The 22,955-nt window shown below is 62.4% G+C and carries 34 protein-coding genes; all 34 read right to left on the reverse strand.

Translation table 11 applies throughout. The annotated features are described in order from the left end of the window. Window positions 1-83: 83 nt before the first annotated feature. Complete coding sequence (gene adh, locus AC07SZ_RS28115; protein ID WP_056568032.1) at window positions 84-1,601, reverse strand: aldehyde dehydrogenase; 1,518 nt, start codon at window positions 1,599-1,601, stop codon at window positions 84-86. Window positions 1,602-1,742: 141 nt separating this feature from the next. Next, entirely contained in the window at window positions 1,743-2,714 is a 972-nt protein-coding gene (locus AC07SZ_RS28120) for a helix-turn-helix domain-containing protein (RefSeq protein ID WP_494916820.1), read from the reverse strand. 392 nt (window positions 2,715-3,106) lie between these two features. Then, window positions 3,107-3,937 carry an aspartyl/asparaginyl beta-hydroxylase domain-containing protein gene (locus AC07SZ_RS28125; RefSeq protein WP_056568035.1) on the reverse strand — a complete coding sequence of 277 codons (831 nt, stop codon included), beginning with the start codon at window positions 3,935-3,937 and terminating at the stop codon, window positions 3,107-3,109. 176 nt (window positions 3,938-4,113) lie between these two features. Then, window positions 4,114-4,785: a DUF930 domain-containing protein gene (locus tag AC07SZ_RS28130; protein WP_494916822.1), complete on the reverse strand. Its 672-nt coding sequence runs from the start codon at window positions 4,783-4,785 to the stop codon at window positions 4,114-4,116. A gap of 5 nt (window positions 4,786-4,790) precedes the next feature. Continuing rightward, the gene (locus AC07SZ_RS28135) at window positions 4,791-6,098 is read right to left on the reverse strand and encodes a replication-associated recombination protein A (protein WP_494916824.1); all 1,308 of its coding nucleotides are present in this window, start codon (window positions 6,096-6,098) and stop codon (window positions 4,791-4,793) included. 39 nt (window positions 6,099-6,137) lie between these two features. Beyond that, on the reverse strand, window positions 6,138-7,631 hold the full coding sequence (locus AC07SZ_RS28140; RefSeq protein WP_494916826.1) for a DegQ family serine endoprotease: 1,494 nt from the start codon (window positions 7,629-7,631) through the stop codon (window positions 6,138-6,140). A 181-nt stretch (window positions 7,632-7,812) separates the two neighbouring features. After that, window positions 7,813-8,244, reverse strand: a complete 432-nt coding sequence (gene rplQ / locus AC07SZ_RS28145; RefSeq protein ID WP_010909289.1) for a 50S ribosomal protein L17 — start codon at window positions 8,242-8,244, stop codon at window positions 7,813-7,815. A 104-nt stretch (window positions 8,245-8,348) separates the two neighbouring features. After that, a complete protein-coding gene (locus tag AC07SZ_RS28150; protein WP_006205443.1) occupies window positions 8,349-9,359 on the reverse strand; it encodes a DNA-directed RNA polymerase subunit alpha in 1,011 nt (336 codons plus the stop codon). A 104-nt stretch (window positions 9,360-9,463) separates the two neighbouring features. Then, complete coding sequence (rpsK, locus tag AC07SZ_RS28155; protein WP_006205444.1) at window positions 9,464-9,853, reverse strand: 30S ribosomal protein S11; 390 nt, start codon at window positions 9,851-9,853, stop codon at window positions 9,464-9,466. 140 nt (window positions 9,854-9,993) lie between these two features. Continuing rightward, window positions 9,994-10,362, reverse strand: a complete 369-nt coding sequence (gene rpsM / locus AC07SZ_RS28160; protein ID WP_006205445.1) for a 30S ribosomal protein S13 — start codon at window positions 10,360-10,362, stop codon at window positions 9,994-9,996. A gap of 218 nt (window positions 10,363-10,580) precedes the next feature. Then, window positions 10,581-11,177: an adenylate kinase gene (locus AC07SZ_RS28165; protein WP_056568048.1), complete on the reverse strand. Its 597-nt coding sequence runs from the start codon at window positions 11,175-11,177 to the stop codon at window positions 10,581-10,583. After that, window positions 11,174-12,514 (reverse strand): preprotein translocase subunit SecY, encoded by a 1,341-nt coding sequence (secY, locus tag AC07SZ_RS28170; protein ID WP_056568050.1) that lies wholly within the window; start codon window positions 12,512-12,514, stop codon window positions 11,174-11,176. Before secY ends, AC07SZ_RS28165 begins: the two co-directional genes overlap by 4 nt. Before the next feature lie 194 nt (window positions 12,515-12,708). Continuing rightward, window positions 12,709-13,182, reverse strand: coding sequence for a 50S ribosomal protein L15 (rplO, locus tag AC07SZ_RS28175; protein WP_027051778.1), 474 nt, complete (start codon window positions 13,180-13,182; stop codon window positions 12,709-12,711). Window positions 13,183-13,204: 22 nt separating this feature from the next. Continuing rightward, window positions 13,205-13,402 (reverse strand): 50S ribosomal protein L30, encoded by a 198-nt coding sequence (gene rpmD / locus AC07SZ_RS28180; RefSeq protein WP_006205449.1) that lies wholly within the window; start codon window positions 13,400-13,402, stop codon window positions 13,205-13,207. Between the two features lie 23 nt (window positions 13,403-13,425). After that, window positions 13,426-13,989 (reverse strand): 30S ribosomal protein S5, encoded by a 564-nt coding sequence (gene rpsE, locus AC07SZ_RS28185; protein ID WP_032933400.1) that lies wholly within the window; start codon window positions 13,987-13,989, stop codon window positions 13,426-13,428. A 77-nt stretch (window positions 13,990-14,066) separates the two neighbouring features. After that, window positions 14,067-14,426, reverse strand: a complete 360-nt coding sequence (rplR, locus tag AC07SZ_RS28190) for a 50S ribosomal protein L18 (protein WP_010909284.1) — start codon at window positions 14,424-14,426, stop codon at window positions 14,067-14,069. Window positions 14,427-14,566: 140 nt separating this feature from the next. Then, entirely contained in the window at window positions 14,567-15,100 is a 534-nt protein-coding gene (rplF, locus tag AC07SZ_RS28195; RefSeq protein ID WP_013895694.1) for a 50S ribosomal protein L6, read from the reverse strand. Between the two features lie 88 nt (window positions 15,101-15,188). Continuing rightward, complete coding sequence (gene rpsH / locus AC07SZ_RS28200; RefSeq protein WP_006205453.1) at window positions 15,189-15,587, reverse strand: 30S ribosomal protein S8; 399 nt, start codon at window positions 15,585-15,587, stop codon at window positions 15,189-15,191. A gap of 12 nt (window positions 15,588-15,599) precedes the next feature. Continuing rightward, window positions 15,600-15,905 (reverse strand): 30S ribosomal protein S14, encoded by a 306-nt coding sequence (rpsN, locus tag AC07SZ_RS28205; RefSeq protein WP_013895695.1) that lies wholly within the window; start codon window positions 15,903-15,905, stop codon window positions 15,600-15,602. 27 nt (window positions 15,906-15,932) lie between these two features. After that, a complete protein-coding gene (gene rplE / locus AC07SZ_RS28210; RefSeq protein ID WP_056568059.1) occupies window positions 15,933-16,511 on the reverse strand; it encodes a 50S ribosomal protein L5 in 579 nt (192 codons plus the stop codon). Beyond that, window positions 16,504-16,818 (reverse strand): 50S ribosomal protein L24, encoded by a 315-nt coding sequence (rplX, locus tag AC07SZ_RS28215; RefSeq protein ID WP_006205456.1) that lies wholly within the window; start codon window positions 16,816-16,818, stop codon window positions 16,504-16,506. The genes rplE and rplX overlap by 8 nt, the downstream gene beginning before the upstream one ends. Before the next feature lie 12 nt (window positions 16,819-16,830). Continuing rightward, window positions 16,831-17,199, reverse strand: a complete 369-nt coding sequence (rplN, locus tag AC07SZ_RS28220) for a 50S ribosomal protein L14 (protein WP_006205457.1) — start codon at window positions 17,197-17,199, stop codon at window positions 16,831-16,833. A gap of 72 nt (window positions 17,200-17,271) precedes the next feature. Then, window positions 17,272-17,511, reverse strand: coding sequence for a 30S ribosomal protein S17 (gene rpsQ / locus AC07SZ_RS28225; protein WP_010909280.1), 240 nt, complete (start codon window positions 17,509-17,511; stop codon window positions 17,272-17,274). A gap of 11 nt (window positions 17,512-17,522) precedes the next feature. Then, a complete protein-coding gene (rpmC, locus tag AC07SZ_RS28230) occupies window positions 17,523-17,723 on the reverse strand; it encodes a 50S ribosomal protein L29 (RefSeq protein WP_006205459.1) in 201 nt (66 codons plus the stop codon). A gap of 13 nt (window positions 17,724-17,736) precedes the next feature. Next, window positions 17,737-18,150, reverse strand: coding sequence for a 50S ribosomal protein L16 (rplP, locus tag AC07SZ_RS28235; protein WP_494916829.1), 414 nt, complete (start codon window positions 18,148-18,150; stop codon window positions 17,737-17,739). 27 nt (window positions 18,151-18,177) lie between these two features. After that, window positions 18,178-18,903 (reverse strand): 30S ribosomal protein S3, encoded by a 726-nt coding sequence (gene rpsC, locus AC07SZ_RS28240; protein WP_010909278.1) that lies wholly within the window; start codon window positions 18,901-18,903, stop codon window positions 18,178-18,180. Continuing rightward, complete coding sequence (gene rplV / locus AC07SZ_RS28245; protein WP_010909277.1) at window positions 18,903-19,292, reverse strand: 50S ribosomal protein L22; 390 nt, start codon at window positions 19,290-19,292, stop codon at window positions 18,903-18,905. The genes rpsC and rplV overlap by 1 nt, the downstream gene beginning before the upstream one ends. A gap of 2 nt (window positions 19,293-19,294) precedes the next feature. Continuing rightward, window positions 19,295-19,573 (reverse strand): 30S ribosomal protein S19, encoded by a 279-nt coding sequence (rpsS, locus tag AC07SZ_RS28250; protein WP_006205463.1) that lies wholly within the window; start codon window positions 19,571-19,573, stop codon window positions 19,295-19,297. A 16-nt stretch (window positions 19,574-19,589) separates the two neighbouring features. Then, window positions 19,590-20,423: a 50S ribosomal protein L2 gene (gene rplB, locus AC07SZ_RS28255; RefSeq protein WP_010909276.1), complete on the reverse strand. Its 834-nt coding sequence runs from the start codon at window positions 20,421-20,423 to the stop codon at window positions 19,590-19,592. A 22-nt stretch (window positions 20,424-20,445) separates the two neighbouring features. Continuing rightward, window positions 20,446-20,739 (reverse strand): 50S ribosomal protein L23, encoded by a 294-nt coding sequence (locus tag AC07SZ_RS28260; protein WP_010909275.1) that lies wholly within the window; start codon window positions 20,737-20,739, stop codon window positions 20,446-20,448. Further along, window positions 20,736-21,356 carry a 50S ribosomal protein L4 gene (rplD, locus tag AC07SZ_RS28265; RefSeq protein WP_019857964.1) on the reverse strand — a complete coding sequence of 207 codons (621 nt, stop codon included), beginning with the start codon at window positions 21,354-21,356 and terminating at the stop codon, window positions 20,736-20,738. Before rplD ends, AC07SZ_RS28260 begins: the two co-directional genes overlap by 4 nt. After that, complete coding sequence (gene rplC, locus AC07SZ_RS28270; protein ID WP_056568062.1) at window positions 21,356-22,069, reverse strand: 50S ribosomal protein L3; 714 nt, start codon at window positions 22,067-22,069, stop codon at window positions 21,356-21,358. Before rplC ends, rplD begins: the two co-directional genes overlap by 1 nt. Window positions 22,070-22,130: 61 nt before the next feature. After that, a complete protein-coding gene (gene rpsJ, locus AC07SZ_RS28275; RefSeq protein WP_010909272.1) occupies window positions 22,131-22,439 on the reverse strand; it encodes a 30S ribosomal protein S10 in 309 nt (102 codons plus the stop codon). Between the two features lie 69 nt (window positions 22,440-22,508). Next, window positions 22,509-22,955, reverse strand: a 447-nt coding sequence (locus AC07SZ_RS28280; protein WP_494916830.1) for an EF-Tu C-terminal domain-related protein, incomplete at its 5' end; no start/stop codon positions are given.

Consider the following 22,955-nt stretch of genomic DNA (forward strand, 5'->3'; position numbering starts at 1 on the left):
AAACCATCCAAGGCGCGGCTGATGGAGCCGCGCCTTGGATCACGCATGATACCCGGGGGATCATGCGCCGCCTCGGGAGGCAATCAGAAGAAACCCAGCTTTTTCGGGCTGTAGCTGACCAGCATGTTCTTGGTTTGCTGATAGTGGTCGAGCATCATCTTGTGGTTTTCCCGTCCGATGCCGGACTGCTTGTAGCCGCCGAAAGCCGCGTGCGCGGGATAGGCGTGGTAGCAGTTGGTCCAGACACGACCGGCCTGGATGGCGCGGCCGAAGCGGTAGCAGCGGTTCGCGTCACGGCTCCAGATACCGGCACCAAGGCCATAGAGCGTGTCATTGGCGATCGACAATGCCTCGTCATCATCCTTGAAGGTCGTCACCGAGACCACCGGCCCGAAGATCTCCTCCTGGAAGATACGCATCTTGTTGTGACCCTTGAACACGGTCGGCTTGACGTAATAGCCGCCGGCCAGATCGCCCGGCAGATGGTTCTGTTCGCCGCCGGCCAGCACTTCGGCGCCTTCCTTGCGGCCGATGTCGAAGTAGCTCAGGATCTTTTCCAGCTGTTCGCTCGATGCCTGTGCGCCGATCATGGTTGCCGGATCGAGCGGGTCGCCCTGGACGATCGCCTCGACGCGCTTCAATGCCTTTTCCATGAACCTGTCGTAGATCTTCTCATGAACCAGTGCCCGGCTGGGACAGGTGCAGACCTCGCCCTGGTTCAGCGCGAACATGACGAAGCCTTCGAGGGCCTTGTCGAAGAAGTCGTCATCTTCCGCGGTCACGTCCTGGAAGAAGATGTTGGGTGACTTGCCGCCGAGTTCGAGCGTCACCGGGATGAGGTTCTGGCTGGCATATTGAGAGATCAGCCGGCCCGTCGTGGTCTCTCCGGTGAAGGCGATCTTGGCGATGCGGTTCGATGAAGCGAGCGGCTTGCCGGCCTCGAGTCCAAAGCCGTTGACGATGTTGAGCACACCATCCGGCAACAGGTCGCCGACCAGGTCCGCCCACAGCATGATGGTGGCGGGTGTCTGTTCGGCGGGCTTCAGCACCACGCAGTTGCCGGCGGCAAGTGCCGGCGCCAGTTTCCACACCGCCATCAACAGCGGGAAGTTCCAGGGAATGATCTGACCAACGACGCCAAGCGGCTCATGGAAATGATAGGCGACGGTGTCGTGGTCGATCTCCGAGATGCCGCCTTCCTGGCTGCGTACGGCACCGGCAAAATAGCGGAAATGGTCGATCGCCAGCGGCAAGTCGGCCGCGGTCGTCTCGCGGATCGGCTTGCCATTGTCCCAGGTTTCGGCAAGCGCCAGGAGGTCGAGATTGTCTTCCATGCGATCGGCGATGCGGTTGAGGATCAGCGCGCGGGCGGCGGCGCTGGTCCTGCCCCACGCATCCTTGGCCTTATGCGCGGCATCGAGTGCCGCCTCGATGTCCCTGGCGTCCGAGCGAGCGATTTCGCCCAGCGGCCGGCCGGTCACCGGCGATATGTTCTCGAAATATTTTCCGGAAAGCGGGGCAACCCATTTGCCGCCGATATAATTGTCATAGCGCTTGGCGAAGGGAACCTTGGCCGTGCGGGAAAATTCCACCTTGTTCATCGTCTTCCTCCCAAGTGGCAGCGTCACGGGATGTGGCGCCTCGTTGGGAAGAGTTGCGGACGGGGTCAGCTTTGTCAGCCCCGGCTCCGGCATCCGCCAGCGCGGACTGTCGCAGATCTGCGACAGTCACCGGCTCAAAGCTCAGTGCGGACGACGGATGCCGAAGCGGGCAAGCTTGCGGTGCAGGGTCGCCCGCGAAATGCCGAGGCTGCTGGCAGCCGCCGACACGTTGCCCTCGGCGCGCGCCATGGCCCTCTGGACCACGCCACGCTCGGCTTCGTCCAGATCTTCCGCCGCCCTGGCCAGGTTGCCCAGAATGTCCGCGGCGGGGAGACCCCTTGCCAGGATCTGCTGGGTGATGCCGAGGCCAAGACGCGCCGAGCGTGTTGCGCCGATCACCAAATCATCGCCATTGACGGCGATCAATGCGCTGGCGCTGCGCTCGGCGACCGGTGCCAGCAGGATGCGGGCATCTGAAAACACCAGGCGGAAATTCTCGGCCTCGATGCGACGCGCGGCGTCCCCCACCGCGATGGCGATCAGGTTGACGAAGCCTTCGGTCAGGTCCGACCGGCAAGATGAAACATCGAGGGCGGCCGCCAGATTGCCTTCATGATCAAAGATCGGCGCCGTGGTGCAACTGAGCAATGTGTTGCGCGAAAAGAAATGCTGGTCGCGGTGAATGGTGAGCGCACGCTGATCGGCAAGGCAGGTGCCGATGCCATTGGTACCCTCGGAATCCTCGCTCCATACCGTGCCCGTCCACAACCCCCACTCGTCAAACGTATCGTCATCCGCAACGGCGCCGCGGCGCTCGACAGGAATGCCGTCACGGTCCGCAAGCAGCACACAGCAGCCAACGCCGCCCACGGCGAGGTAGAGACGATCGAGGCTCGCATCCGCGGCGCGCAGCAGCGGCTCTATGCGTTGCCGGGCCTCGCTCAACTCGCTTTTGGTGAGACGCTGCGGCGCCTTTCGTTCGGCTGGATCAAGGCCGTGCAATGTGAGCGATCGCCGCCAGGACGCAACCAGCGCCGAACGCGCGGCATCGCTGCCGGCGATGGCTGACTGGATGAAATCCGCATGATGAACCGTAGGCTGCCGTCCGCTCACCTTATCCTCCAAAGGCGATTGTCGCTTCCAACCCGAGCTGCGTTATATCCACTCAGACATATCCGCAGTATGGAGTTGTAGGCACGGAAGCGCGGCGGCGCTATTGGACGATGGTGCAACAGGTGAGAAGGAGGGCGTGATCGTAGTCTGCCCGAAACCGCCAACATGACCGTGACCAGTCAGGCGTTGCCCAGCCCGGATACTTTTTCCTGAACTCGCTGTACAGGGCATCGACTTCGGTTCTGCTGACCGGGGGCCACGAAGCGTTGGTGCCCAGAATGGCGTGTAGAGGATGGCCGCGATCCAGACCGCAAAAGCGGGCCGCGCACGAGCGGCCTTCAGGCCCAGCCACATAGCCGCCGGCGAAGCCGGCAGCGTCAGCGAATTTCAGTTCAGGTGGTTTCGACCTTCTTCGGCTTGGTCGAGCCGATCATTTTCCAGTTCTTGTAGAACATCGAATTGATGCGTTCGACGCTGACCGACACGACAGCGAGCATGCCGGCGATGAGTCTTGGGAACGGGGACGGCCTGATAATGTCCATGAACACGCAGTAACGGCGGCCGTCATACTCGTTGACCGAACGGTGCAACAGCGTGTCGTCGAAAATGAACTGCGGATTGTCGTACCAGTAGTTCTTGACGTTGCCGCATTCGACGAAGATTTCCGCCTTCACCGGGATCAGATTGTAGAGGATGCGCAGGCTGAGCCGCAGCGGCCCGAAGTGCCAGGAGGTCGATTCGCGCTTGCTGAAAACCGAAACGGCGATGGTCTTGATGTATTTGAAATCCTTGTTGAATTCGGCGACGTTGTCTATTCTGTGCTTGCCGTACCATTGATAGACATACATGCCGCGCCGACCGGCACCGAAATTGGCGTCGATGTCGGCGATGATCTCGTCCTTGCGCGCCTTGAAGATGTCCAGGACCTCATTGACCTCGCGCTGATAGTCCTCCGGAAACTGCTCCAGCTTCCACACGCCGGGGTTCCTGTAGCACAGGAGATCAACCAGTAGGTTGAACGGCGAAAGCAGCCAGGTGAAGAGGCCGTTGCCAAGAAAATAGCCGCTGAACAGCGCCAGATCCTTCCGGTCGTTGCGCAGCACGTCAATCAGCCCGCAAACGATGAAGATCGTCGTGAGGATGGGGATGAAGTAAAAGCCAAGGGCGAGAAGTGGGATGGCGATGGCGAATTTGCGAAGGGATTTGCGAAGGGTTTTTGTCATTTTTCCACGCGCGAAGCGCGATCCTGTTGCGAATGAGTGTGCCAAATCTCGACAACGGCCACCGCCCGGCCGTGCGCCTTGATAAGATTTTTTGGGTCGCCGCACAACGCCACGACTGCGTGGCTTGGCAGCTGCCTGGTGGAATTTGCCAGACTTCGGTCAATGAACCACTGGGGTCAATGCACCGCCGGCAAGCCGAGCTCGTCCCATTTCTCCCTGGCCACGGGATCGCCGACCAGGAACTCAAAGCCGATGACGCTTTCGCCGTCTTGCGCGAGCTGGCATTTGAACTTGAGATTATACCAGTTTTTGCGACTGCGGAAAGCCGCGCCATCCGCGGCGATCGTGGTGCTGCGGACCTTCTCTTCGGCCGTTGCGTAAGCCACGACGCGCTCCGGCTGAAAGTCCGCGCGCCATCGCCGGATCTGGTCCATGGCTTCGAGATTGCACAACTGCACCATGCGCTCATCGGAAGCGAAGGTCGCAAGATCGGCACGCGCCTGCCGGCTGCGCGGATCGGCGAGCGTCTTGCCCGACAGCATGTCGGTCGGCCGGACCATGGCCGGCGCGGTGGGTGATTGAGATCGAGGAGCACTCGGCGGTGGTGACGGCGCTGGCGCCTCTGGTGCCGAAGGTCGTGCTGGCGCTGGCGGCGGCCTTGTCGACGCCTCGAACTGCTGGGGCGTCAGAATGCCGACCGACACCCGCTCCTCTTCCAGCCGCTTCGGCAGCTTCGGCAGCGGCATGAGAGCCAGCGTCGCGGCAAGCAGAGCGTGGAGAACGACGGAGGTCGAGATACCCCATGGCGAGGCCTCGCTTCGAAGCGTGACGACCACCGGGCCGCGCAAGTCAGCTAGTCCCGTTCCTTGCGCAGCTTCGCCCAGTAGTCGAGCCGCTTCCTGATGTCGCGCTCGAAACCACGCTCGGGTGGATCGTAGAAGGTCTGGCGGCCCATCTTCTCCGGGAAATAGTCCTGGCCCGAAAAAGCGTCCGGCTCATCGTGATCGTAGCGATAGCCCGCGCCGTAATCCTCTTCCTTCATCAGCTTGGTCGGGGCGTTGAGGATGTGCTTTGGCGGCAGCAGCGAGCCATGCTCCTTGGCAGCGCGCGTGGCCGCCTTGAAGGCGGTGTAGACGGCGTTGGATTTGGGCGCTGTTGCGAGATAGACAGTGGCCTCGGCAAAGGCCAGTTCGCCCTCCGGCGAGCCCAGATAGTCATAGGCGTCCTTGGCGGCATTGGCGACGACCAGCGCCTGCGGGTCGGCAAGGCCGATGTCCTCCATCGCCATGCGCACCAGCCGGCGGCCGAGATAGAGCGGATCCTCGCCGGCATCGAACATGCGCGCGAGATAGTAGAGCGCGGCGTCCGGGTCCGAGCCGCGCACCGACTTGTGCAGCGCCGAGATCAGATTGTAATGGCCGTCCTGGCCCTTGTCGTAGATCGGCGCGCGGCGCTGGACGATGCGCTGCAGGCCTTCGGGATCGAATATCTCGCCAGGCTTGGCCGCGCGCCAGACCTCCTCGGCGAGTGTCAGCGATGCACGTCCGTCGCCATCGCTCATGCGGATCAGCATCGCCCGCGCCTCGTCGTCGAGCGGAAGCGCCCTGCCCTCCGTGGCCTCCGCGCGCATCATCAGCTTGGCGATGCTCTCCTCGCCGAGTGAATGAAAGACCATGACGCGCGCGCGCGACAGCAACGCGGCGTTCAATTCGAAGGACGGGTTCTCGGTTGTGGCGCCGACCAGGACGACCGTCCCATCCTCCATGACAGGGAGAAACGAATCCTGCTGGGCGCGGTTGAAGCGGTGGATCTCGTCGACGAAAAGCAGGGTCTGGCGGCCTTTGGCGCGGCGCAGCTTCGCCGCCTCGAACACTTTCTTCAGGTCGGCGACGCCGGAAAAGACCGCCGATATCTGTTCGAAGGCCAGGCTGGTCTCGCCGGCAAGCAGCCTTGCCACCGTGGTCTTGCCGGTGCCCGGCGGGCCCCAGAAGATCATCGAGCCCAGCGAGCCGGAGCCGATCAGCCGGGTCAGCGCGCCATCGGGGCCGGTCAGATGCTCCTGGCCGACCACCTCGCCAAGGTTTCTGGGCCGCAGCCTGTCGGCCAGCGGCCGTCCGGGCGGCGCCTTTTCCGGTTCATCGACGCTGAACAGATCGGCCATTTATGTCTTCAGGTTGGAGCACGACCGCTCGGGCCGAACTCAGTAACGCAACACCTGGCGCAGTATCTGCCCGCCGCGCTCGACGGTAAAGCGCCACCAGCGCGTATCCTGCTGGGCTACCTGCGCCAGCGTCGCGGCGGTGTCGATGGTGGTGCCGTTGACCTCGCGCACGATATCGCCCGGCTGGAAGCCGAAATCCGCGGCCGGCGAATCGCGGTTGATATCGATCACCGTGACACCTTTGAGATCCGTACGCAGGCCAAGCTTCTGGGCAAGCCTTGGCGACAGTTCCGCGACCTTGGCGCCCGAAAACGGGCTGCGGCCATGCAGCGTCACTTCCGAGGCTTTTGCACCCTCCGGCGCGCGCTCCAGCGCAATGTCCATGGCTGCTTGCTGGCCCTTGGTCAGGATCGCGAAATTCGCCTTGGTGCCGATCGACAGCGTCGCCATGCGATAGTCCAGCGCCTCGATGCTCTCGACGGGCTTGCCGTTGATCTGCAGCACGACATCGCCCGCCTTCAGCCCAGCCTTACCCGCCGGTCCGGTCGCTTCGACGGAAGAGACAAGAGCTCCTGCCGGTTTCTCCATGCCAAGCGATTCGGCGATCTGCGGCGTCACCGCTTCGAACTCGGCGCCGATATAGGGCCGTTCGAAGAAGTCGAGGCCGGCCTTGGCGGCATCGGCAAAAGCCCGCACCATATTGGCGGGGATGGCAAAGCCGATGCCGATCGAACCGCCGCTGCGGCTGTAGATGGCGGTGTTGATGCCAACCAGTTGGCCACCCATGTTGATCAGCGCGCCGCCGGAATTGCCGGGATTGATGGCGGCGTCGGTCTGGATAAAGTAGCCCGAATCCGAGACGCCGATATGGCTGCGGGCAAGGGCCGAAACGATGCCGCTGGTGGTGGTTTGGCCGACGCCGAACGGGTTGCCGATAGCCAACACAAGATCGCCGACCTCGAGCGCGTCGGAATCGCCGATGGCGATGACCGGGAACGGCTTGTCGGACTCGATCTTGAGCACTGCGAGATCGAGCGTCTCGTCCTTCAGCATCACCTTGCTGGTGAATTCCCGCCCGTCGGCCGTCGCCACCTTGACCTCGTCGGCATCCTTGATGACGTGGAAATTGGTGACGATGACACCGCTCGGATCGACAAGCACGCCCGAGCCGAGTGAGGACTGCGCGCGCGGCTGCGCGCGGCCGAAAAACTCCTCGAAGAACGGATCGCCTTCAAAAGGCGACGTGACCTTGGCCGTCTGCGAAGCATAGACGTTGACCACGGCGGGCGCGGTTTGCTTGACCAGCGGCGCGAACGAAAGCTGCACCTCCTCGCGGCCGAACGGCACGCGCTTGTCGGGCCCAGAGGTGGCATTCTCGCCTTCAACGCCATGCAACAGATCGGTCAGCACGTCCGACAGGCCCGGATCGGCTGGCTTGGCGACGTCCTCGGCCAGCGCCTGCCGGACTGCCGGTGCGGCTGCGACCACCATGAAGGCGCAGAGCAGAACAAAGGACAGTCTTTTGGCGCGCATTCGCGAATCCTCCAAGGCAAGTTCGGGCGCATTGTCCCGACGATTGTGCAAAATGAAAGGCTAAGCCGCTGAAATCCGATTATTTTCACGCCAGAACATGGTGATGGGCGCGCCCCGACGCATGCAGAACATGAAAAAGGGGCCCGCAGGCCCCTTCAATTCATTCCGGAACGACGGGGCCTTATGCGGCCGCGGCTTCCGCGTCAGTGCCTTCGGCTTCGAGGCGGGCGCGGTCGCCGGCGCCCTTGGCCGAGGTGTCGCGATCGACGAACTCGATGACAGCCATCGCGGCATTGTCGCCGTGACGGAAGCCCGCCTTCATGATGCGCAGATAGCCGCCGTTGCGGTTGGCGTAGCGCGGGGCGATGGTGTCGAACAGGCGCTTGACGACGCCTTCATTGCCGATCTGCGCGATCACCTGACGGCGGGCATGCAGGTCGCCGCGCTTGCCGAGCGTCACCAGCTTCTCGACGATCGGACGCAGGTCCTTCGCCTTCGGCAGGGTAGTGACGATCTGCTCGTGCTCGAGCAGCGACACGGCGAGGTTGGCGAACATCGACTTGCGATGGCTAATGCTTCGGGCGAAGCGGCGGCCTTTGAAACCGTGGCGCATGGCTCTTTTCCTTCTTCAGTTGTTCAAGAGGCCAAGGCCTCTGATGGTTTTCCGCATGACCGTCGGATCGGGCGGCCCACGCCGCCGATCCTTGGAATTCATGCTCAATATTGATCTTCGTAACGCTTGGCGAGGTCTTCGATGTTCTCCGGCGGCCAGTCCGGCACTTCCATGCCGAGGTGCAGGCCCATCGCCGCCAGGACTTCCTTGATCTCGTTCAGCGACTTGCGGCCGAAGTTCGGGGTGCGCAGCATCTCGGCTTCGGTCTTCTGGATGAGATCGCCGATGTAGACGATGTTGTCGTTCTTCAGGCAGTTGGCCGAACGCACCGAAAGCTCGAGTTCGTCGACCTTCTTGAGCAGCGCCGGGTTGAAGGCGAGCTCGGTGACGGCTTCCGCCGCGACTTCCTTCTGCGGCTCGTCGAAGTTGACGAACAGGCCAAGCTGGTCCTGCAGGATGCGGGCGGCGAATGCCACCGCGTCCTCGCCCGAGATCGAACCGTCAGTCTCGATGGTCATGGTCAGCTTGTCGTAGTCGAGAACCTGGCCCTCGCGGGTGTTCTCGACCTTGTACGAAACCTTCTTGACCGGCGAATAGAGGCTGTCGACTGGGATCAGGCCGATCGGCGCGTCCTCGGCGCGGTTGCGCTCGGCCGGCACGTAGCCCTTGCCAGTGTCGACGGTGAATTCCATGCGGATTTCAGCGCCTTCGTCCAGCGTGCAGATGACGTGGTCGGGATTGAGGATCTCGACATCGCCGACCGTCTGGATGTCGCCGGCGAGAACCGCACCCGGGCCCTGCTTGCGAACGACCATGCGCTTGGGGCCGTCGCCTTCCATGCGGATGGCGATTTCCTTGATGTTCAAGACGATGTCGGTCACGTCCTCGCGCACACCGGCGATGGACGAGAATTCATGCAGAACGCCGTCGATCTGCACGGCGGTAACGGCCGCTCCTCGCAGCGAAGACAGAAGCACGCGGCGCAGCGCGTTGCCGAGAGTGAGGCCGAAGCCACGCTCGAGCGGTTCGGCGACCAGCGTGGTCAGCGTCTTCTTCTTCGACGAGAACTCGATCTTGTTCGGCTTGATCAGTTCCTGCCAATTTTTCTGGATCATGATGCTTTCCTTCCGTTGACCCGCCACCATCCAATCGTGGCGGGCGACCTGGAATGCCGCGGAGGAGCGCCCCGAGGGCGCTCACGCGACGTTCGATAAATTGCTTAGACGCGGCGCTTCTTGCGCGGGCGGCAGCCATTGTGCGGAATCGGCGTCACGTCACGGATGGAAGTGATGGTGAAGCCGGCCGCCTGCAGGGCGCGCAGTGCCGATTCACGACCGGAGCCAGGTCCGCAGACCTCGACCTCGAGCATGCGCATGCCGTGTTCCTGGGCCTTCTTGGCAACGTCCTCGGCAGCCATCTGGGCAGCGAACGGGGTCGACTTGCGCGAACCCTTGAAGCCCTGGGCACCGGCCGACGACCAGGCAATCGAGTTGCCCTGCGCGTCGGTGATGGTGATCATCGTGTTGTTGAAGGTCGAATTGACGTGGGCAACGCCCGACGAGATATTCTTGCGTTCGCGACGGCGAACACGAGCGGCTTCCTTGGCCATGATAGTCCTTTCAGTTGATCTCTACACCGCCGTAATGCCAGCGGCTCCACCTGGAAAGTGAGTAGCGAATTAGTAAGCAGTGACGAGATGCGGCCGTTGACGCTGCTTCTCACTACTCACTAACGGCTACTCACTCCAAATTACTTCTTCTTGCCGGCGATCGACTTGGCCGGGCCCTTGCGGGTACGCGCATTGGTGTGCGTGCGCTGGCCGCGAACCGGCAGCGAGCGGCGGTGACGCAGGCCGCGGTAGCAGCCGAGGTCCATGAGCCGCTTGATGTTCATCGACACTTCGCGGCGCAGGTCGCCCTCGACCTGATAGTCGCGGTCGATGGTCTCGCGGATCTGCAGCACTTCCGCGTCGGTCAGCTGGTTGACGCGGCGCTCGGCCGGGATGCCGACCTTGTCGACGATCTCCTGGGCGAACTTCTTGCCAATGCCGTGAATGTACTGAAGCGCGATGACGACGCGCTTGTTGGTCGGAATGTTGACGCCGGCTATACGAGCCATGTTCTTCTCTTCTCCATCTGGGCCGGCCAACCTTCAAAACAAGGAAGACCCGGCGCTGTAAAAGTTGCCCCGCGTCCGGTGGAGGCCGGCCCTTGCGGGAGTTTCCAGTTCAAAGCGACTGCCTTGCCCTTGCGGACAAGCAAAGTTCGCACCTGATAGGAAGACGGGCCGCCATACCGCAGCGGACCGCCCCCGTCAAGCTTAATCTTTAAATTCCCTTACCGCGCCTTGGTGGCCGCCGCCAGCACAGCTTCGATCTCGGCGGTCACCGCATCGATACTGGCCATCCCGTCAACGGTCTTCAGCTTGCCTTTGGCGTAATAATAGCCGGTCAGCGGAGCGGTCTTCTTGTAGTACTCGCGCAGACGCTCTTCGAACACCGCCGGGTTGTCATCCTTGCGCACCGGCTGGCCGGCGGCCTTGGCATCCTCGGCACGCTTGACGATGCGGCCGACCAGGGCCCGGTCGTCGACGACCAGCTCGATGACTGTGTCGAGGCTGATGCCACGTTCGGAAAGCATCGATTCAACCGCATCGGCCTGCACCAGCGTGCGCGGATAGCCATCGAGGATGAACCCCTTGGCGCAATCGGCCTGATCGATCCGCTCGGCGACGATCGCGTTGACGATGGCATCGGACACCAGTTCACCGGCATCCATCACCGCCTTGGCACGCTTGCCGACCTCGGTTCCGGCCTGGACGGCGGCACGCAGCATATCCCCCGTCGAGAGCTGGGGTATGCCGTGTTTTTCTACCAGTCTTTGTGCTTGTGTCCCCTTGCCCGCTCCTGGCGGCCCAAGCAAAATCAACCTCATCTGGCTTTCTTCCCCCCGCGCAGCTTCGACTTCTTGATCAGGCCTTCATACTGATGCGCGATCAGGTGACCCTGAATCTGCGCGACCGTATCGAGCGTGACACTGACCACGATCAGAAGCGATGTGCCACCAAGGTAGAATGGTACGCCAGTCGCCGAGATCAGGAACTCCGGCAGCAGGCACACCAGCACCAGGTAGATGGCGCCGACGACGGTGATGCGGGTGAGAACGTAATCGATATAATCGGCGGTGCGTTCGCCCGGACGATAGCCCGGGATGAAGCCCGAATGCTTCTTGAGCTGGTCGGCGGTGTCCTTCGGATTGAAGACAATCGCTGTGTAGAAGAAGGCGAAGAAAACGATCATCGCCGCGTAAAACAGCATGTAGAGTGGCTGGCCGTGGCCAAGCGAAGCCAGGATGGTGCTTGCCCAGGCCGGCATGTTGGTCGTCTGCGAGAAGCCGGCGATGGTGGCAGGCAGCAAGAGCAGCGACGAAGCGAAGATCGGCGGAATGACGCCCGACGTGTTGAGCTTCAGCGGCAAATGCGAGGTGTCCCCCTGGAACATGCGGTTGCCGACCTGCCGCTTCGGATACTGGATCAGCAGGCGGCGCTGGGCGCGCTCGAAGAACACGATGAGCGCGATGACCACGATGGCCAGAACGATGATGGCCAGGATCAGACCGGTCGACAGGGCGCCGGTGCGGCCGAGTTCCAGCGTGCCGGAGATGGCATGCGGCAGGCCCGCGACGATGCCGGAGAAGATGATCAGCGAAATACCGTTGCCGATGCCGCGCGCGGTGATCTGCTCGCCGAGCCACATCAGGAACATGGTGCCGCCGACCAGCGTGACGACGGTCGAGATGCGGAAGAACATGCCGGGATCGCTGACGATGCCGTTACCGCCTTCCAGGCCCACCGAAATGCCATAGGCCTGCACAAGTGCTAGCAGCACCGTGCCGTAGCGCGTGTACTGGTTGATGACCTTGCGGCCCTGTTCGCCTTCCTTCTTCAGCGCTTCCAGCGATGGGATGACCGAGGTCATCAGCTGCATGATGATGGAGGCGGAGATGTAGGGCATGATGCCGAGCGCGAAGATCGCCATGCGCTGCACGGCGCCGCCCGCGAACATGTTGAACATGCCGAGGACGCCCTTGCTTTGCGAGGAGAAGGCCTGGGCGAAGGCGTCGGGGTTGATGCCGGGAAGCGGGATGTAGGTGCCGAGTCGGTAGACGAGCAACGCGCCGATGGTGAACCATATGCGTTTCTTCAGGTCCTCCGCCTTGGCGAAGGCCGAGAAATTCAGATTCGAGGCTAGTTGTTCAGCAGCCGAAGCCATGCCTGATTCTCCGCTTGGTAACGCTTGATGGCCCGTGAGGTCAGGCGGTGCGTTTCACCGAAGCTCACGAGATAAGCTCCGGGCTGTAAACATGCAAGCGGCCGCGTTGACGCGGCCGCCCAATTGATCAGGTCAAAGCGCAATCGTGAGCAAAAACAGGATCCCACTCTTGCCGGTCGCGCTTCAAATCGCCGTTACTCGGCAGCTGCCTTTTCCGGCAACTTGACCGAGCCGCCGGCCTTCTCGATCTTCTCGATCGCGGCCTTGGAGGCGCCGGCCACGTCGAAGGCGAGCTTTGCCTTGAGCTCGCCGTCGGACAGCACGCGTACGCCATCCTTGACGCGGCGGATGACGCCGGCGGCGACAAGCGCCTCGGCCGTCACGGTTGCCTTGGCGTCAAGCTTCTTGGCGTCGACGGCTTCCTGGATACGAGCCAGCGAGACGACAACGAAGCTCTTGGCGAAGAGGTTGTTGAAGCCGCGCTTCGGCAGGCGCCTGTAGAGCGGCATCTGGCCGCCCTCGAAGCCGTTGATGGCGACGCCGGAGCGTGCCTTCTGGCCCTTGACGCCGCGACCGGCGGTCTTGCCCGAGCCGGAACCGATGCCGCGGCCGAGACGCTTCTTGGAGTGCGTCGCGCCGTCCTTGTCACGCAGATCGTTGAGTTTCATCTGGGTTCTCCTGCGCTTTGGCTCAGCCCTCGTCCACGACGCGGACGAGATGCTGAACGGCGGCGATCATGCCGCGCACGGAAGGCGTATCTTCCAGCGTGCGCTGCTTGTGCATCTTGTTGAGGCCGAGGCCGACCAGCGTCGCGCGCTGTTCCTTCGGACGGCGGATCGGCGAACCGATCTGCTCAACGGTGATGGTCTTGGTTGCTTTCTTGGCCATGGTCAAAATCCCTGGTCAGTCGACTATTCTTCAGCCGCAACGGCGGTGCCGCGGCGGGCCTGAAGGGTCGAATACTTGATGCCGCGAGCGGCAGCGACATCCTTGGGATGCATCTGGCTCTTCAGCGCGTCGAAGGTGGCGCGGACCATGTTGTAGGGGTTCGACGACCCCATCGACTTGGCGACCACGTCATGCATGCCGAGCGTCTCGAAGACGGCGCGCATCGGGCCGCCGGCGATGATGCCGGTACCCTGCTTGGCGGCACGCAGCAGAACGCGTCCGGCGCCCCAGCGTCCCTCGACGTCGTGATGCAGCGTGCGGCCCGAGCGCAGCGGCACGAAGATCATGTCGCGCTTCGCGGACTCGGTTGCCTTGCGGATCGCTTCCGGCACTTCGCGCGCCTTGCCGTGACCAAAGCCGACACGGCCCTTCTGGTCGCCGACGACGACGAGTGCGGCGAAGCCGAAGCGACGGCCACCCTTGACGACCTTGGCGACGCGATTGATGTGGACCAGCTTGTCCACCATGCCGTCGTCGCGCTCTTCACGCTCGCGGCCGCGGCCGCCTTCCCTACGTTCCTGTGCCATATCCTGTTCCTTGTTCTTTTCCGGAAGCACGGGTTGATGATTGTCGACGCCACTTTGGGTCGCCGACGGTGAAAGAATCAGAAGCTGAGACCGCCCTCGCGAGCAGCTTCAGCCAAGGCCTTGACACGGCCGTGATAGATGTACGGGCCGCGGTCGAAGACGACTTCCTTGACGCCGGCCTTGGTCGCGCGCTCGGCGATCAGCTTGCCGATCGCGGCGGCGGCAGCGGTGTCGGCACCGGTCTTGAGCGAACCCTTGAGGTCCTTCTCCAGCGTCGAGGCAGCGGCGATAGTGTGGCCCTTGGCATCGTCGATCACCTGCACATAGATGTTCTTCGAGGTGCGGTGGACCGACAGACGCGGACGCTCGCCGGCGACCTTCCTGATCTGACGACGGACGCGCTGCGCACGACGCTGCGTGGATTCCTTGGTACCCATTGTGGTCTTCCTTGCCTTCAAAAAACGGGGGCCGCCATGTGCGGTAGGCGAAAGCGCCTCCCGCGACCGCTCCCCGCGGCGTTACACTTCCTTGGCTTGGCCCTTTTCGAAAAGTCCGAGACTTTTCGGGGCCAGGCCCACTACTTCTTCTTGCCTTCCTTGCGGACGATCTTCTCGCCAGCGTAGCGGACACCCTTGCCCTTGTAGGGCTCGGGACCGCGGTATTCGCGGATCTCGGCAGCCACCTGACCAACCTGCTGCTTGTCGATGCCGGCCACGGTGATCTCGGTCGGCTTCGGCACGGTGATGGTGATGCCGGCCGGCGTCTCGTAGACGACGTCATGGCTGAAGCCAAGTGCCAGCTGCAGGTTTTTGCCCTGAAGTGCGGCGCGGTAGCCGACGCCGGTGATCTCGAGCTTCTTCTCGAAGCCGTCCTTCACGCCCTGCAGGATGTTGACGATCTGCGTGCGCGACATGCCCCACTTGGAGCGGGCGGTCTTGGTCTGGTCGCGCGGCTGGACAGCGATCTCGCTGCCTTCCATCTTGACCAGGACTTCGTCGTTCACCACGAACTTCAGCTCGCCCTTGGGGCCCTTCGCCGTAACGGTCTGGCCGTTGACGGTCGCGGTCACGCCCTGCGGCAGCGAAACGGGTTTCTTTCCAATACGAGACATTTTGTTGTCCTCGTCACTTCTCTTGTTTCAGGTCTCTGTCTTCGGAACGATCCGAAGACCGGATTCCACTTTGCGCTCAGCTGCCGGATCAGAAGATCTGGCAGAGAATCTCGCCGCCGACGTTCTGTTCGCGTGCTTCGTGATCGGCCATCACGCCCTTCGGTGTCGAAAGGATGGCGATGCCGAGGCCGTTGGCGACGTGCGGGATCGACTTGGCCGAGACGTAAACGCGGCGGCCCGGCTTCGAGACGCGGGCGATTTCGCGCACGACCGGCGCGCCGTCGAAATACTTCAGCTCGATTTCGATTTCGGACTTGCCGTTGTCGAAGTCGGTCTGGCTGTAGTCGCGGATATAGCCTTCAGCCTTCAGCACGTCGAGGACGCGGGTGCGCAGACGCGAGGCCGGCGTCGAGACACTCGACTTCTTGCGGCCGTAGGCGTTGCGGATGCGGGTCAGCATATCGCCGAGAGGATCGCTCAATGACATGTTATGTCCTCCTTACCAGCTCGACTTGACCAGGCCCGGGATCTGGCCGTTGTTGCCGAGATCACGAAGCGCGATGCGCGATACTTTGAGCTTGCGATAGTAGGCACGCGGACGGCCGGTGACTTCGCAGCGGTTGCGGATGCGGATCTTGGCCGAGTTGCGCGGCATGGCAGCAAGCTTGAGCTGAGCGCGGAAGCGCTCTTCCATCGGCTTGGACTGATCCATGATGATCGCCTTCAGGGCAGCGCGCTTGGGACCGTACTGGTCGGCAAGCTTGCGGCGCCTGTTGTTCTTCTCGACTGAGCTGGTCTTTGCCATTTCAGATTTTTCCTTTTCTCGCTGCCGTTACTGGCGGAAGGGGAAGTTGAAGGCCTTGAGCAATGCCCTGGCTTCGTCGTCCGTCTTCGCAGTCGTACAAACGATGACGTCCATGCCCCAGATCTGATCAACCTTGTCGTAGTTGATCTCCGGGAACACGATGTGCTCCTTGATGCCCATGGCGTAGTTGCCACGGCCATCGAAGCTCTTGGGGTTCAGTCCGCGGAAGTCGCGGACGCGCGGCAGCGCGATGTTCACGAGGCGGTCGAGGAACTCGTACATACGTTCCTTGCGCAGCGTGACCTTGGCGCCGATCGGCATGTTCTCGCGGACCTTGAAGCCAGCGATCGAATTGCGGGCGCGGGTGACGACGGCCTTCTGGCCGGCGATCAGCGCCAGGTCTTCGGCCGCAACCGACGGCTTCTTGGAATCGGCGGTCGCTTCGCCAACACCCATGTTCAGCACGATCTTGTCGAGGCGCGGAACCTGCATGTCGTTGTCGTAGCCGAACTGCTCCTGCAGCGCCTTGCGGATGGTCTCGTTGTAGACCTGCTTGAGGCGCGGCGTGTTGGTCGCGGTCGCCTGCTTGGTTTGAGCCTTAGCCATTGATGACTTCTCCCGAGCGCTTGGCGACGCGCACCTTCTTGCCGTCCTTCTGGAAGATGAAACCGACGCGGGTCGGCTTGCCATCCTTGGGGTCGGCCAGCGCGATGTTCGACAGCTGGATCGGCGCTTCCTTAGTGATGATCCCGCCCTCCTGGGACTGGGACTGCTTCTGGTGACGACGGATCATGTTGACGCCGCGCACCAGCGCGGTGTCATCCTTCGGCTGAACCGAGAGGACTTCGCCCGAACGGCCCTTGTCCTTGCCGGCCAGCACGACGACCTTGTCGCCTTTTCTAATCTTTTGCATTGGTCCGGCTCCTTACAGCACTTCAGGCGCGAGCGAGATGATCTTCATGTGGTTCTTGGCGCGGAGTTCGCGCGGAACCGGCCCGAAGATACGCGTGCCGATCGGCTCTTTCTTGTTGTCGACGAGAACGGCCGCGTTCTTGTCGAAACGGATCACGCTGCCGTCCGGACGGCGGATGTCCTTGGCCGTGCGAACCACGACCGCCTTCATCACATCGCCCTTCTTAACGCGGCCGCGCGGAATGGCTTCCTTGATGGACACCACGATGATGTCGCCCACGGAAGCGTATTTCCGCTTCGAGCCGCCCAGCACCTTGATGCACATGACACGACGCGCGCCGGAATTATCCGCCACGTCGAGGTTTGTTTGCATCTGAATCATGACTGGCCGCCTTCTTCTTTTCTAACGGGACGGGTTTTTCACCCCTCCCCGGTCTGTCCAAAATTCGTTTGTTTACGCCTGGTCCGAAGACACAACGATCCAGCGCTTATCCTTGGAAATCGGCTTCGATTCCTGGATGAACACCTGGTCGCCAACCTTGTGGGCGTTGTTCTCGTCGTGCGCCTTGTACTTCTTGGTCATGCGCACGGTCTTCTTCATCACGGGATGCGTGAAGCGCCGTTCGACCTTGACGACAACCGTCTTCTCGTTCTTGTCGCTGACGACGGTGCCCTGCAGAATGCGCTTTGGCATGGTTTTCGTCCTTAAGCCTTCTTGGCCGCGGACTTTTCCGCAGCGATGGTCTTGATACGCGCAATGTCCTTGCGGACCTGCCTCACGCGCGCGGTCTTCTCGAGCTGGCCGGTGGCCTTCTGGAAGCGCAGGTTGAACTGCTCCTTCTTCAGGCTGGCCAAATCGTCGGTCAGCTGGTCCTGGGTCTTGGTCCGGATGTCTTCGGCTTTCATGATCAGCCCGTCCTTATTCTGCGATGCGCTGTACGAAGCGCGTCTTGACCGAGAGCTTGGCCGCGCCGAGACGCAGCGCCTCACGGGCGGTTTCTTCACTGACGCCGTCGATCTCGAACATGATGCGGCCCGGCTTGACGCGCGCCGCCCAGTAGTCGACGGCGCCCTTGCCCTTGCCCATGCGGACTTCGGTCGGCTTCGACGTGACCGGCAGATCCGGGAAAATACGGATCCAGACGCGGCCAGCGCGCTTCATTTCACGAGTGATCGCGCGGCGGGCCGCCTCGATCTCACGCGCGGTGACGCGGTTCGGCTCAAGCGCCTTCAGTCCGAAACCACCGAAATCCAGGTTGGTGCCGCCCTTTGCGGTACCATGGATACGGCCCTTGAACTGCTTGCGGAACTTTGTGCGCTTTGGCTGCAGCATCGTTCTAACTCCAAATTCCTAAATGTCTCAGGCGTTTTCGCGACGACGACCGCGTTCGCGATCACCACCACCGCCATGCGCGGCATCACCCTCGGTCGCGCGACGTTCCGAAGCCATCGGATCGTGCTCGAGGATCTCGCCCTTGAATACCCAGACCTTGACGCCGCAGATACCGTAGGCCGTATTCGCCTCGGCCGTGCCGTAGTCGACATCGGCGCGCAGCGTGTGCAGCGGCACGCGGCCTTCGCGGTACCACTCCATGCGTGCGATTTCGGCGCCGCCGAGACGGCCGGAGCAGTTGATGCGGATGCCTTCGGCACCGAGACGCATCGCCGACTGCACCGCGCGCTTCATGGCGCGGCGGAACGCGATACGGCGCTCGAGCTGCTGGGCGATCGACTGGGCGACCAGGGTCGCGTCGATTTCCGGCTTGCGCACTTCGACGATGTTGAGGTGCGTCTCGGACTTCGTCATCTCCATCAGCTTCTTGCGAAGCTTCTCGATGTCGGCGCCCTTCTTGCCGATGATCAGGCCCGGGCGCGCGGCATGGATGGTGACGCGGCACTTCTTGTGCGGACGCTCGATCACGACCTTGGAGATCGCGGCCTGCTTGAGTTCCTTCTCAAGATACTTGCGGATCTTGATGTCCTCATGCAGCAGCTTGCCGTACTCGCCGGTGTTCGCGAACCAGCGCGAATCCCAGGTGCGGTTGATGCCGAGGCGAAGACCGATCGGATTGACTTTCTGGCCCATTATGCGGCCTCCCCTTTTTCTTCGACTTCACGAACGACGATCGTGAGGTGCGAGAACGGCTTCTCGATACGGCTGGCGCGACCACGGCCACGAGCGTGGAACCGCTTCATGACAATCGACTTGCCGACATAGGCTTCCGCCACCACCAGCGCATCGACATCGAGGTCGTGGTTGTTTTCCGCGTTGGCGATCGCCGATTCCAGCGTCTTCTTGACCGTGCCGGAAATCCGCTTGGCCGAGAATTCGAGGTCGGAAAGCGCTGTCGCGACCTTCTTGCCGCGGATCAGCGCGGCAACGAGGTTCAGCTTCTGCGGGCTGATACGGATCGTGCGCAACACGGCGCGCGCTTCGTTATCAGCAAGCCTGCGCGGAGCTTTGGCCTTGCCCATGATTATTTCCTCTTCGCCTTCTTATCCGCGCCGTGACCGTAATAGGTCCGCGTCGGAGCGAATTCACCGAACTTATGACCGACCATGTCCTCGTTCACCGAAACGGGAACATGCTTCTGGCCGTTGTAGACACCGAAGGTGAAGCCGACGAACTGCGGCAGGATGGTGGAGCGACGGCTCCACATCTTGATCACCTCATTGCGACCACCTTCACGAACCTTGTCCACCTTCTTGAGAAGGTAGCCGTCGATGAAGGGGCCTTTCCAAATAGAACGAGTCACTTGGCGTTACCTCTTCTTAGCTCTTGCGCTGATGGCGCGAGCGCAGGATGAACTTGTCGGTCGCCTTGTTGGACCGCGTCTTCTTGCCCTTGGTCGGCTTGCCCCACGGGCTGACCGGATGACGGCCACCGGAGGTGCGGCCCTCACCACCGCCGTGCGGGTGGTCGACCGGGTTCATGGTCACGCCGCGATTGTGCGGGCGCTTGCCGCGCCAGACCGTGCGGCCGGCCTTGCCGTCGTTGATGTTGCCGTGGTCGGGGTTCGACACTGCACCGACGGTGGCCATGCAGGAGCCGTGAACGACACGCTGCTCGCCCGAGTTGAGGCGCAGGATCGCCATGCCCTGGTCGCGACCCACGAGCTGGGCGTAACCGCCCGCCGAGCGGGCAACCTGGCCGCCCTTGCCCGGCTTCAGCTCGATGTTGTGGACGATGGTGCCGACCGGCATCGATGCCAGCGGCATCGCATTGCCCGGCTTCACGTCGACCGCTTCGCCAGCCACGATCTTGTCGCCGGCGGCAAGGCGCTGAGGGGCGATGATGTAGGACAGCTCGCCGTCATCATACTTGATCAGCGCGATGAAGGCGGTGCGGTTCGGATCGTATTCAATGCGCTCGACCGTGCCGACGACGTCGAACTTGCGGCGCTTGAAGTCGATGATGCGGTACGAACGCTTGTGACCGCCGCCGATGAAGCGGGCGGTGATGCGGCCGTAATTGTTGCGGCCGCCCGACTTGGTCAGGCCCTCGGTCAGGCCCTTGACGGGCTTGCCCTTGTAGAGGCCCGAGCGGTCGACAATGACCAGCTGGCGGGTGCTCGGCGTTACCGGGTTGAATTTTTTCAGTGCCATTGTTCTGTCCTCGCGGCCTTGCTCAGAGACCCGTCGCGACGTCGATCGACTGGCCGTCGGCCAGCGTCACGATCGCCTTCTTGACGTCGCTCTGGCGGCCGATCGTGCCGCGGAAGCGCTTGATCTTGCCCTTGCGGACAAGCGTGTTCACGGCCATCACCTTGACGCCGAACAGCGCTTCGACGGCGGCCTTGATTTCCGGCTTCGACGCCTTCTTGGCGACGTTGAAGACGACCTGGTTCTGCTCGGAAGCCATGGTCGACTTTTCGGTGATCGCCGGGCTGACGATCACGTCGTAGTGACGAAGGTCGGTCATTTAAAGCGCTCCTCGAGAGCCTCGACGGCGGCCTTGGAAAGGACCAGCGTGCCGCGGCGCAGAATGTCGTAGACGTTGATGCCCTGGATGGGCAGCACGTCGATGTTGGGGATGTTGGTCGCGGCCAGCTTGAAGTTCTTGTCAAGCTCGGCACCACCGATCACCAGGGCATTGCTCAGGCCCAGCGTCGCGAAATTCGCGATCAGCGCCTTGGTCTTGGCCTCGGTCAGCTTCAGCTCGTCGATGACGATGATCGACGCGCTCTTGGCCTTGGCCGAGAGAGCATGCTTCAGGCCCAGAGCGCGCACCTTCTTCGGCAAATCGTGCTCGTGGCTGCGAACGACCGGGCCGTGGGCCTTGCCGCCGCCGCGGAACTGCGGAGCGCGTGCCGAATGGTGACGGGCGCGGCCCGTACCCTTCTGCTTGTACATCTTGGCGCCGGTGCGCGCGATTTCGGCGCGGCCCTTGGCCTTGTGCGTGCCCTGCTGCTTCTTGGCGAGCTGCCAGCGCACGACGCGCTGCAGGATGTCCTCGCGCGGATCAAGGCCGAAAATCTCCTCGGAGAGTTTCACCTTGCCGGCGTCCTTGCCGCCAAGCGTTGTGATCTTGAGATCCATTATTCCGCTCCCTCTGTGGCCGGAGCCTCGTTCTTAGCAACAGCGCGGATCGCGGCGGGCTTCGGCGCATTGGCCGGCAGTGCCACCTTGGCCGCATCGCGGACCAGGATCCAGGCGCCCTTCGATCCGGGAACCGCTCCGCGGATCAGGATCAGGCCGCGGTCGGCGTCGGTCGAGACGATCTCGACGTTCTGCGTGGTGACGCGGGTGTCGCCCATATGGCCAGCCATCTTCTTGCCCTTGAACACCTTGCCGGGGTCCTGGCGCTGGCCGGTCGAACCGTGCGTACGGTGCGAGACCGAGTTACCGTGCGTCGCGCGGCCACCACCCATATGGTGGCGCTTGATGACGCCCTGGAAACCCTTGCCGATCGTCGTGCCCGTCACATCGACCTTCTGGCCGGCGACGAAGTGCTCGACGGTGATCTCGGCACCGACATCGATCATGTTGTCGGCGGAGACGCGGAACTCGGCGACCTTCGCCTTGGGCTCGACGGAAGCGGTTGCGAAATGGCCGCGCATCGCCTTCGACGTGTTCTTCACCTTGGCGAGGCCAACGCCGAGCTGAACGGCGGTGTAGCCATTCTTCTCCTGCGTGCGCTGCGCCACGACCTGGCAGTTCTCCATCTGGAGAACAGTGACGGGAACATGTTCCCCGGCATCGTTGTAGATGCGGGTCATTCCCACCTTCTTTGCAATCACACCTGAACGCATCGGTTCAATTCCTTTAGAGTTCCGGGCCAGGGGCACCGCCCCTTACCGCGCTCTCATTCCCTTAGAGCTTGATCTCGACGTCGACGCCGGCGGCCAGATCGAGCTTCATCAAAGCATCGACGGTCTGCGGGGTCGGATCGACGATGTCGAGCAGACGCTTGTGCGTGCGCATCTCGAACTGCTCGCGGCTCTTCTTGTCGACGTGAGGCGACCGGTTGACCGTGAACTTTTCGATCCGCGTCGGCAGCGGAATGGGGCCGCGGACGTTTGCGCCGGTGCGCTTGGCCGTCGACACGATTTCCTTCGTCGAGGCGTCGAGCACGCGGTGATCAAACGCCTTCAGGCGGATGCGGATATTCTGTCCGTTCATGCGTCACTTCCTTGTTCTGGCGCGGCGCGGGCAACTTCCGCGCCCGCGACAGATCGGTTTAAGTCCAAATTACTCTTTGATGGTGACGACGATGCCGGCACCGACGGTGCGGCCGCCTTCACGGATGGCGAAGCGCAGCTTCTCTTCCATGGCGATCGGCACGATCAGCTCGACATCGACCGTGATGTTGTCGCCAGGCATCACCATCTCGGTGCCGGCCGGCAGCGACACGATGCCGGTCACGTCGGTCGTGCGGAAGTAGAACTGCGGGCGGTAGTTGGTGAAGAACGGCGTGTGACGGCCACCTTCGTCCTTGGTCAGGATGTAGGCTTCGGCCACGAACTTCTTGTGCGGCTTCACCGTGCCCGGCTTGGCCAGAACCTGGCCGCGCTCGACACCTTCACGATCAACGCCGCGCAGCAGCGCGCCGATGTTGTCGCCAGCCTGGCCCTGATCGAGCAGCTTGCGGAACATTTCCACGCCCGTGCAGGTCGTCTTGGTCGTCGGACGGATGCC

The organism is Mesorhizobium sp. GW821-FHT07A06 (assembly GCF_059419085.1).

Excerpts from the sequence above, each read along its gene's own strand:
- AC07SZ_RS28165 (WP_056568048.1), bottom strand. The coding sequence starts at position 11,177 with ATGAGGTTGATTTTGCTTGGGCCGCCAGGAGCGGGCAAGGGGACACAA.
- rplD (WP_019857964.1), bottom strand. The coding sequence starts at position 21,356 with ATGGATCTCAAGATCACAACGCTTGGCGGCAAGGACGCCGGCAAGGTG.
- rpmD (WP_006205449.1), bottom strand. The coding sequence starts at position 13,402 with ATGGCCAAGAAAGCAACCAAGACCATCACCGTTGAGCAGATCGGTTCG.
- rplF (WP_013895694.1), bottom strand. The coding sequence starts at position 15,100 with ATGTCTCGTATTGGAAAGAAACCCGTTTCGCTGCCGCAGGGCGTGACC.
- rpsM (WP_006205445.1), bottom strand. The coding sequence starts at position 10,362 with ATGGCTCGTATAGCCGGCGTCAACATTCCGACCAACAAGCGCGTCGTC.
- rpsK (WP_006205444.1), bottom strand. The coding sequence starts at position 9,853 with ATGGCCAAGGAAGCCGCTCGTGTTCGCCGTCGCGAACGCAAGAATATC.
- rpsE (WP_032933400.1), bottom strand. The coding sequence starts at position 13,989 with ATGGCACAGGAACGTAGGGAAGGCGGCCGCGGCCGCGAGCGTGAAGAG.
- rplQ (WP_010909289.1), bottom strand. The coding sequence starts at position 8,244 with ATGCGCCACGGTTTCAAAGGCCGCCGCTTCGCCCGAAGCATTAGCCAT.
- rplB (WP_010909276.1), bottom strand. The coding sequence starts at position 20,423 with ATGGCACTGAAAAAATTCAACCCGGTAACGCCGAGCACCCGCCAGCTG.
- rplR (WP_010909284.1), bottom strand. The coding sequence starts at position 14,426 with ATGGGTACCAAGGAATCCACGCAGCGTCGTGCGCAGCGCGTCCGTCGT.
- rplX (WP_006205456.1), bottom strand. The coding sequence starts at position 16,818 with ATGCAAAAGATTAGAAAAGGCGACAAGGTCGTCGTGCTGGCCGGCAAG.
- rplV (WP_010909277.1), bottom strand. The coding sequence starts at position 19,292 with ATGGGCAAGGCCAAAGCTCCGCGCAGGCTTGCTGATAACGAAGCGCGC.
- rpsN (WP_013895695.1), bottom strand. The coding sequence starts at position 15,905 with ATGGCAAAGACCAGCTCAGTCGAGAAGAACAACAGGCGCCGCAAGCTT.
- rplO (WP_027051778.1), bottom strand. The coding sequence starts at position 13,182 with ATGAAACTCAACGATCTGCGTGACAAGGACGGCGCGACGCACTCCAAG.
- AC07SZ_RS28125 (WP_056568035.1), bottom strand. The coding sequence starts at position 3,937 with ATGACAAAAACCCTTCGCAAATCCCTTCGCAAATTCGCCATCGCCATC.
- rplP (WP_494916829.1), bottom strand. The coding sequence starts at position 18,150 with ATGCTGCAGCCAAAGCGCACAAAGTTCCGCAAGCAGTTCAAGGGCCGT.
- adh (WP_056568032.1), bottom strand. The coding sequence starts at position 1,601 with ATGAACAAGGTGGAATTTTCCCGCACGGCCAAGGTTCCCTTCGCCAAG.
- rpsH (WP_006205453.1), bottom strand. The coding sequence starts at position 15,587 with ATGTCATTGAGCGATCCTCTCGGCGATATGCTGACCCGCATCCGCAAC.
- AC07SZ_RS28135 (WP_494916824.1), bottom strand. The coding sequence starts at position 6,098 with ATGGCCGATCTGTTCAGCGTCGATGAACCGGAAAAGGCGCCGCCCGGA.
- rplC (WP_056568062.1), bottom strand. The coding sequence starts at position 22,069 with ATGCGTTCAGGTGTGATTGCAAAGAAGGTGGGAATGACCCGCATCTAC.
- rplE (WP_056568059.1), bottom strand. The coding sequence starts at position 16,511 with ATGGCTAAGGCTCAAACCAAGCAGGCGACCGCGACCAACACGCCGCGC.
- rpsJ (WP_010909272.1), bottom strand. The coding sequence starts at position 22,439 with ATGAACGGACAGAATATCCGCATCCGCCTGAAGGCGTTTGATCACCGC.
- secY (WP_056568050.1), bottom strand. The coding sequence starts at position 12,514 with ATGGCTTCGGCTGCTGAACAACTAGCCTCGAATCTGAATTTCTCGGCC.
- rpsQ (WP_010909280.1), bottom strand. The coding sequence starts at position 17,511 with ATGCCAAAGCGCATTCTGCAGGGCACCGTCGTCAGCGACAAGAACGAG.
- rplN (WP_006205457.1), bottom strand. The coding sequence starts at position 17,199 with ATGATTCAGATGCAAACAAACCTCGACGTGGCGGATAATTCCGGCGCG.
- AC07SZ_RS28140 (WP_494916826.1), bottom strand. The coding sequence starts at position 7,631 with ATGCGCGCCAAAAGACTGTCCTTTGTTCTGCTCTGCGCCTTCATGGTG.
- rpmC (WP_006205459.1), bottom strand. The coding sequence starts at position 17,723 with ATGAAAGCCGAAGACATCCGGACCAAGACCCAGGACCAGCTGACCGAC.
- AC07SZ_RS28150 (WP_006205443.1), bottom strand. The coding sequence starts at position 9,359 with ATGATCCAGAAAAATTGGCAGGAACTGATCAAGCCGAACAAGATCGAG.
- rpsC (WP_010909278.1), bottom strand. The coding sequence starts at position 18,903 with ATGGGCCAGAAAGTCAATCCGATCGGTCTTCGCCTCGGCATCAACCGC.
- AC07SZ_RS28260 (WP_010909275.1), bottom strand. The coding sequence starts at position 20,739 with ATGACCGACCTTCGTCACTACGACGTGATCGTCAGCCCGGCGATCACC.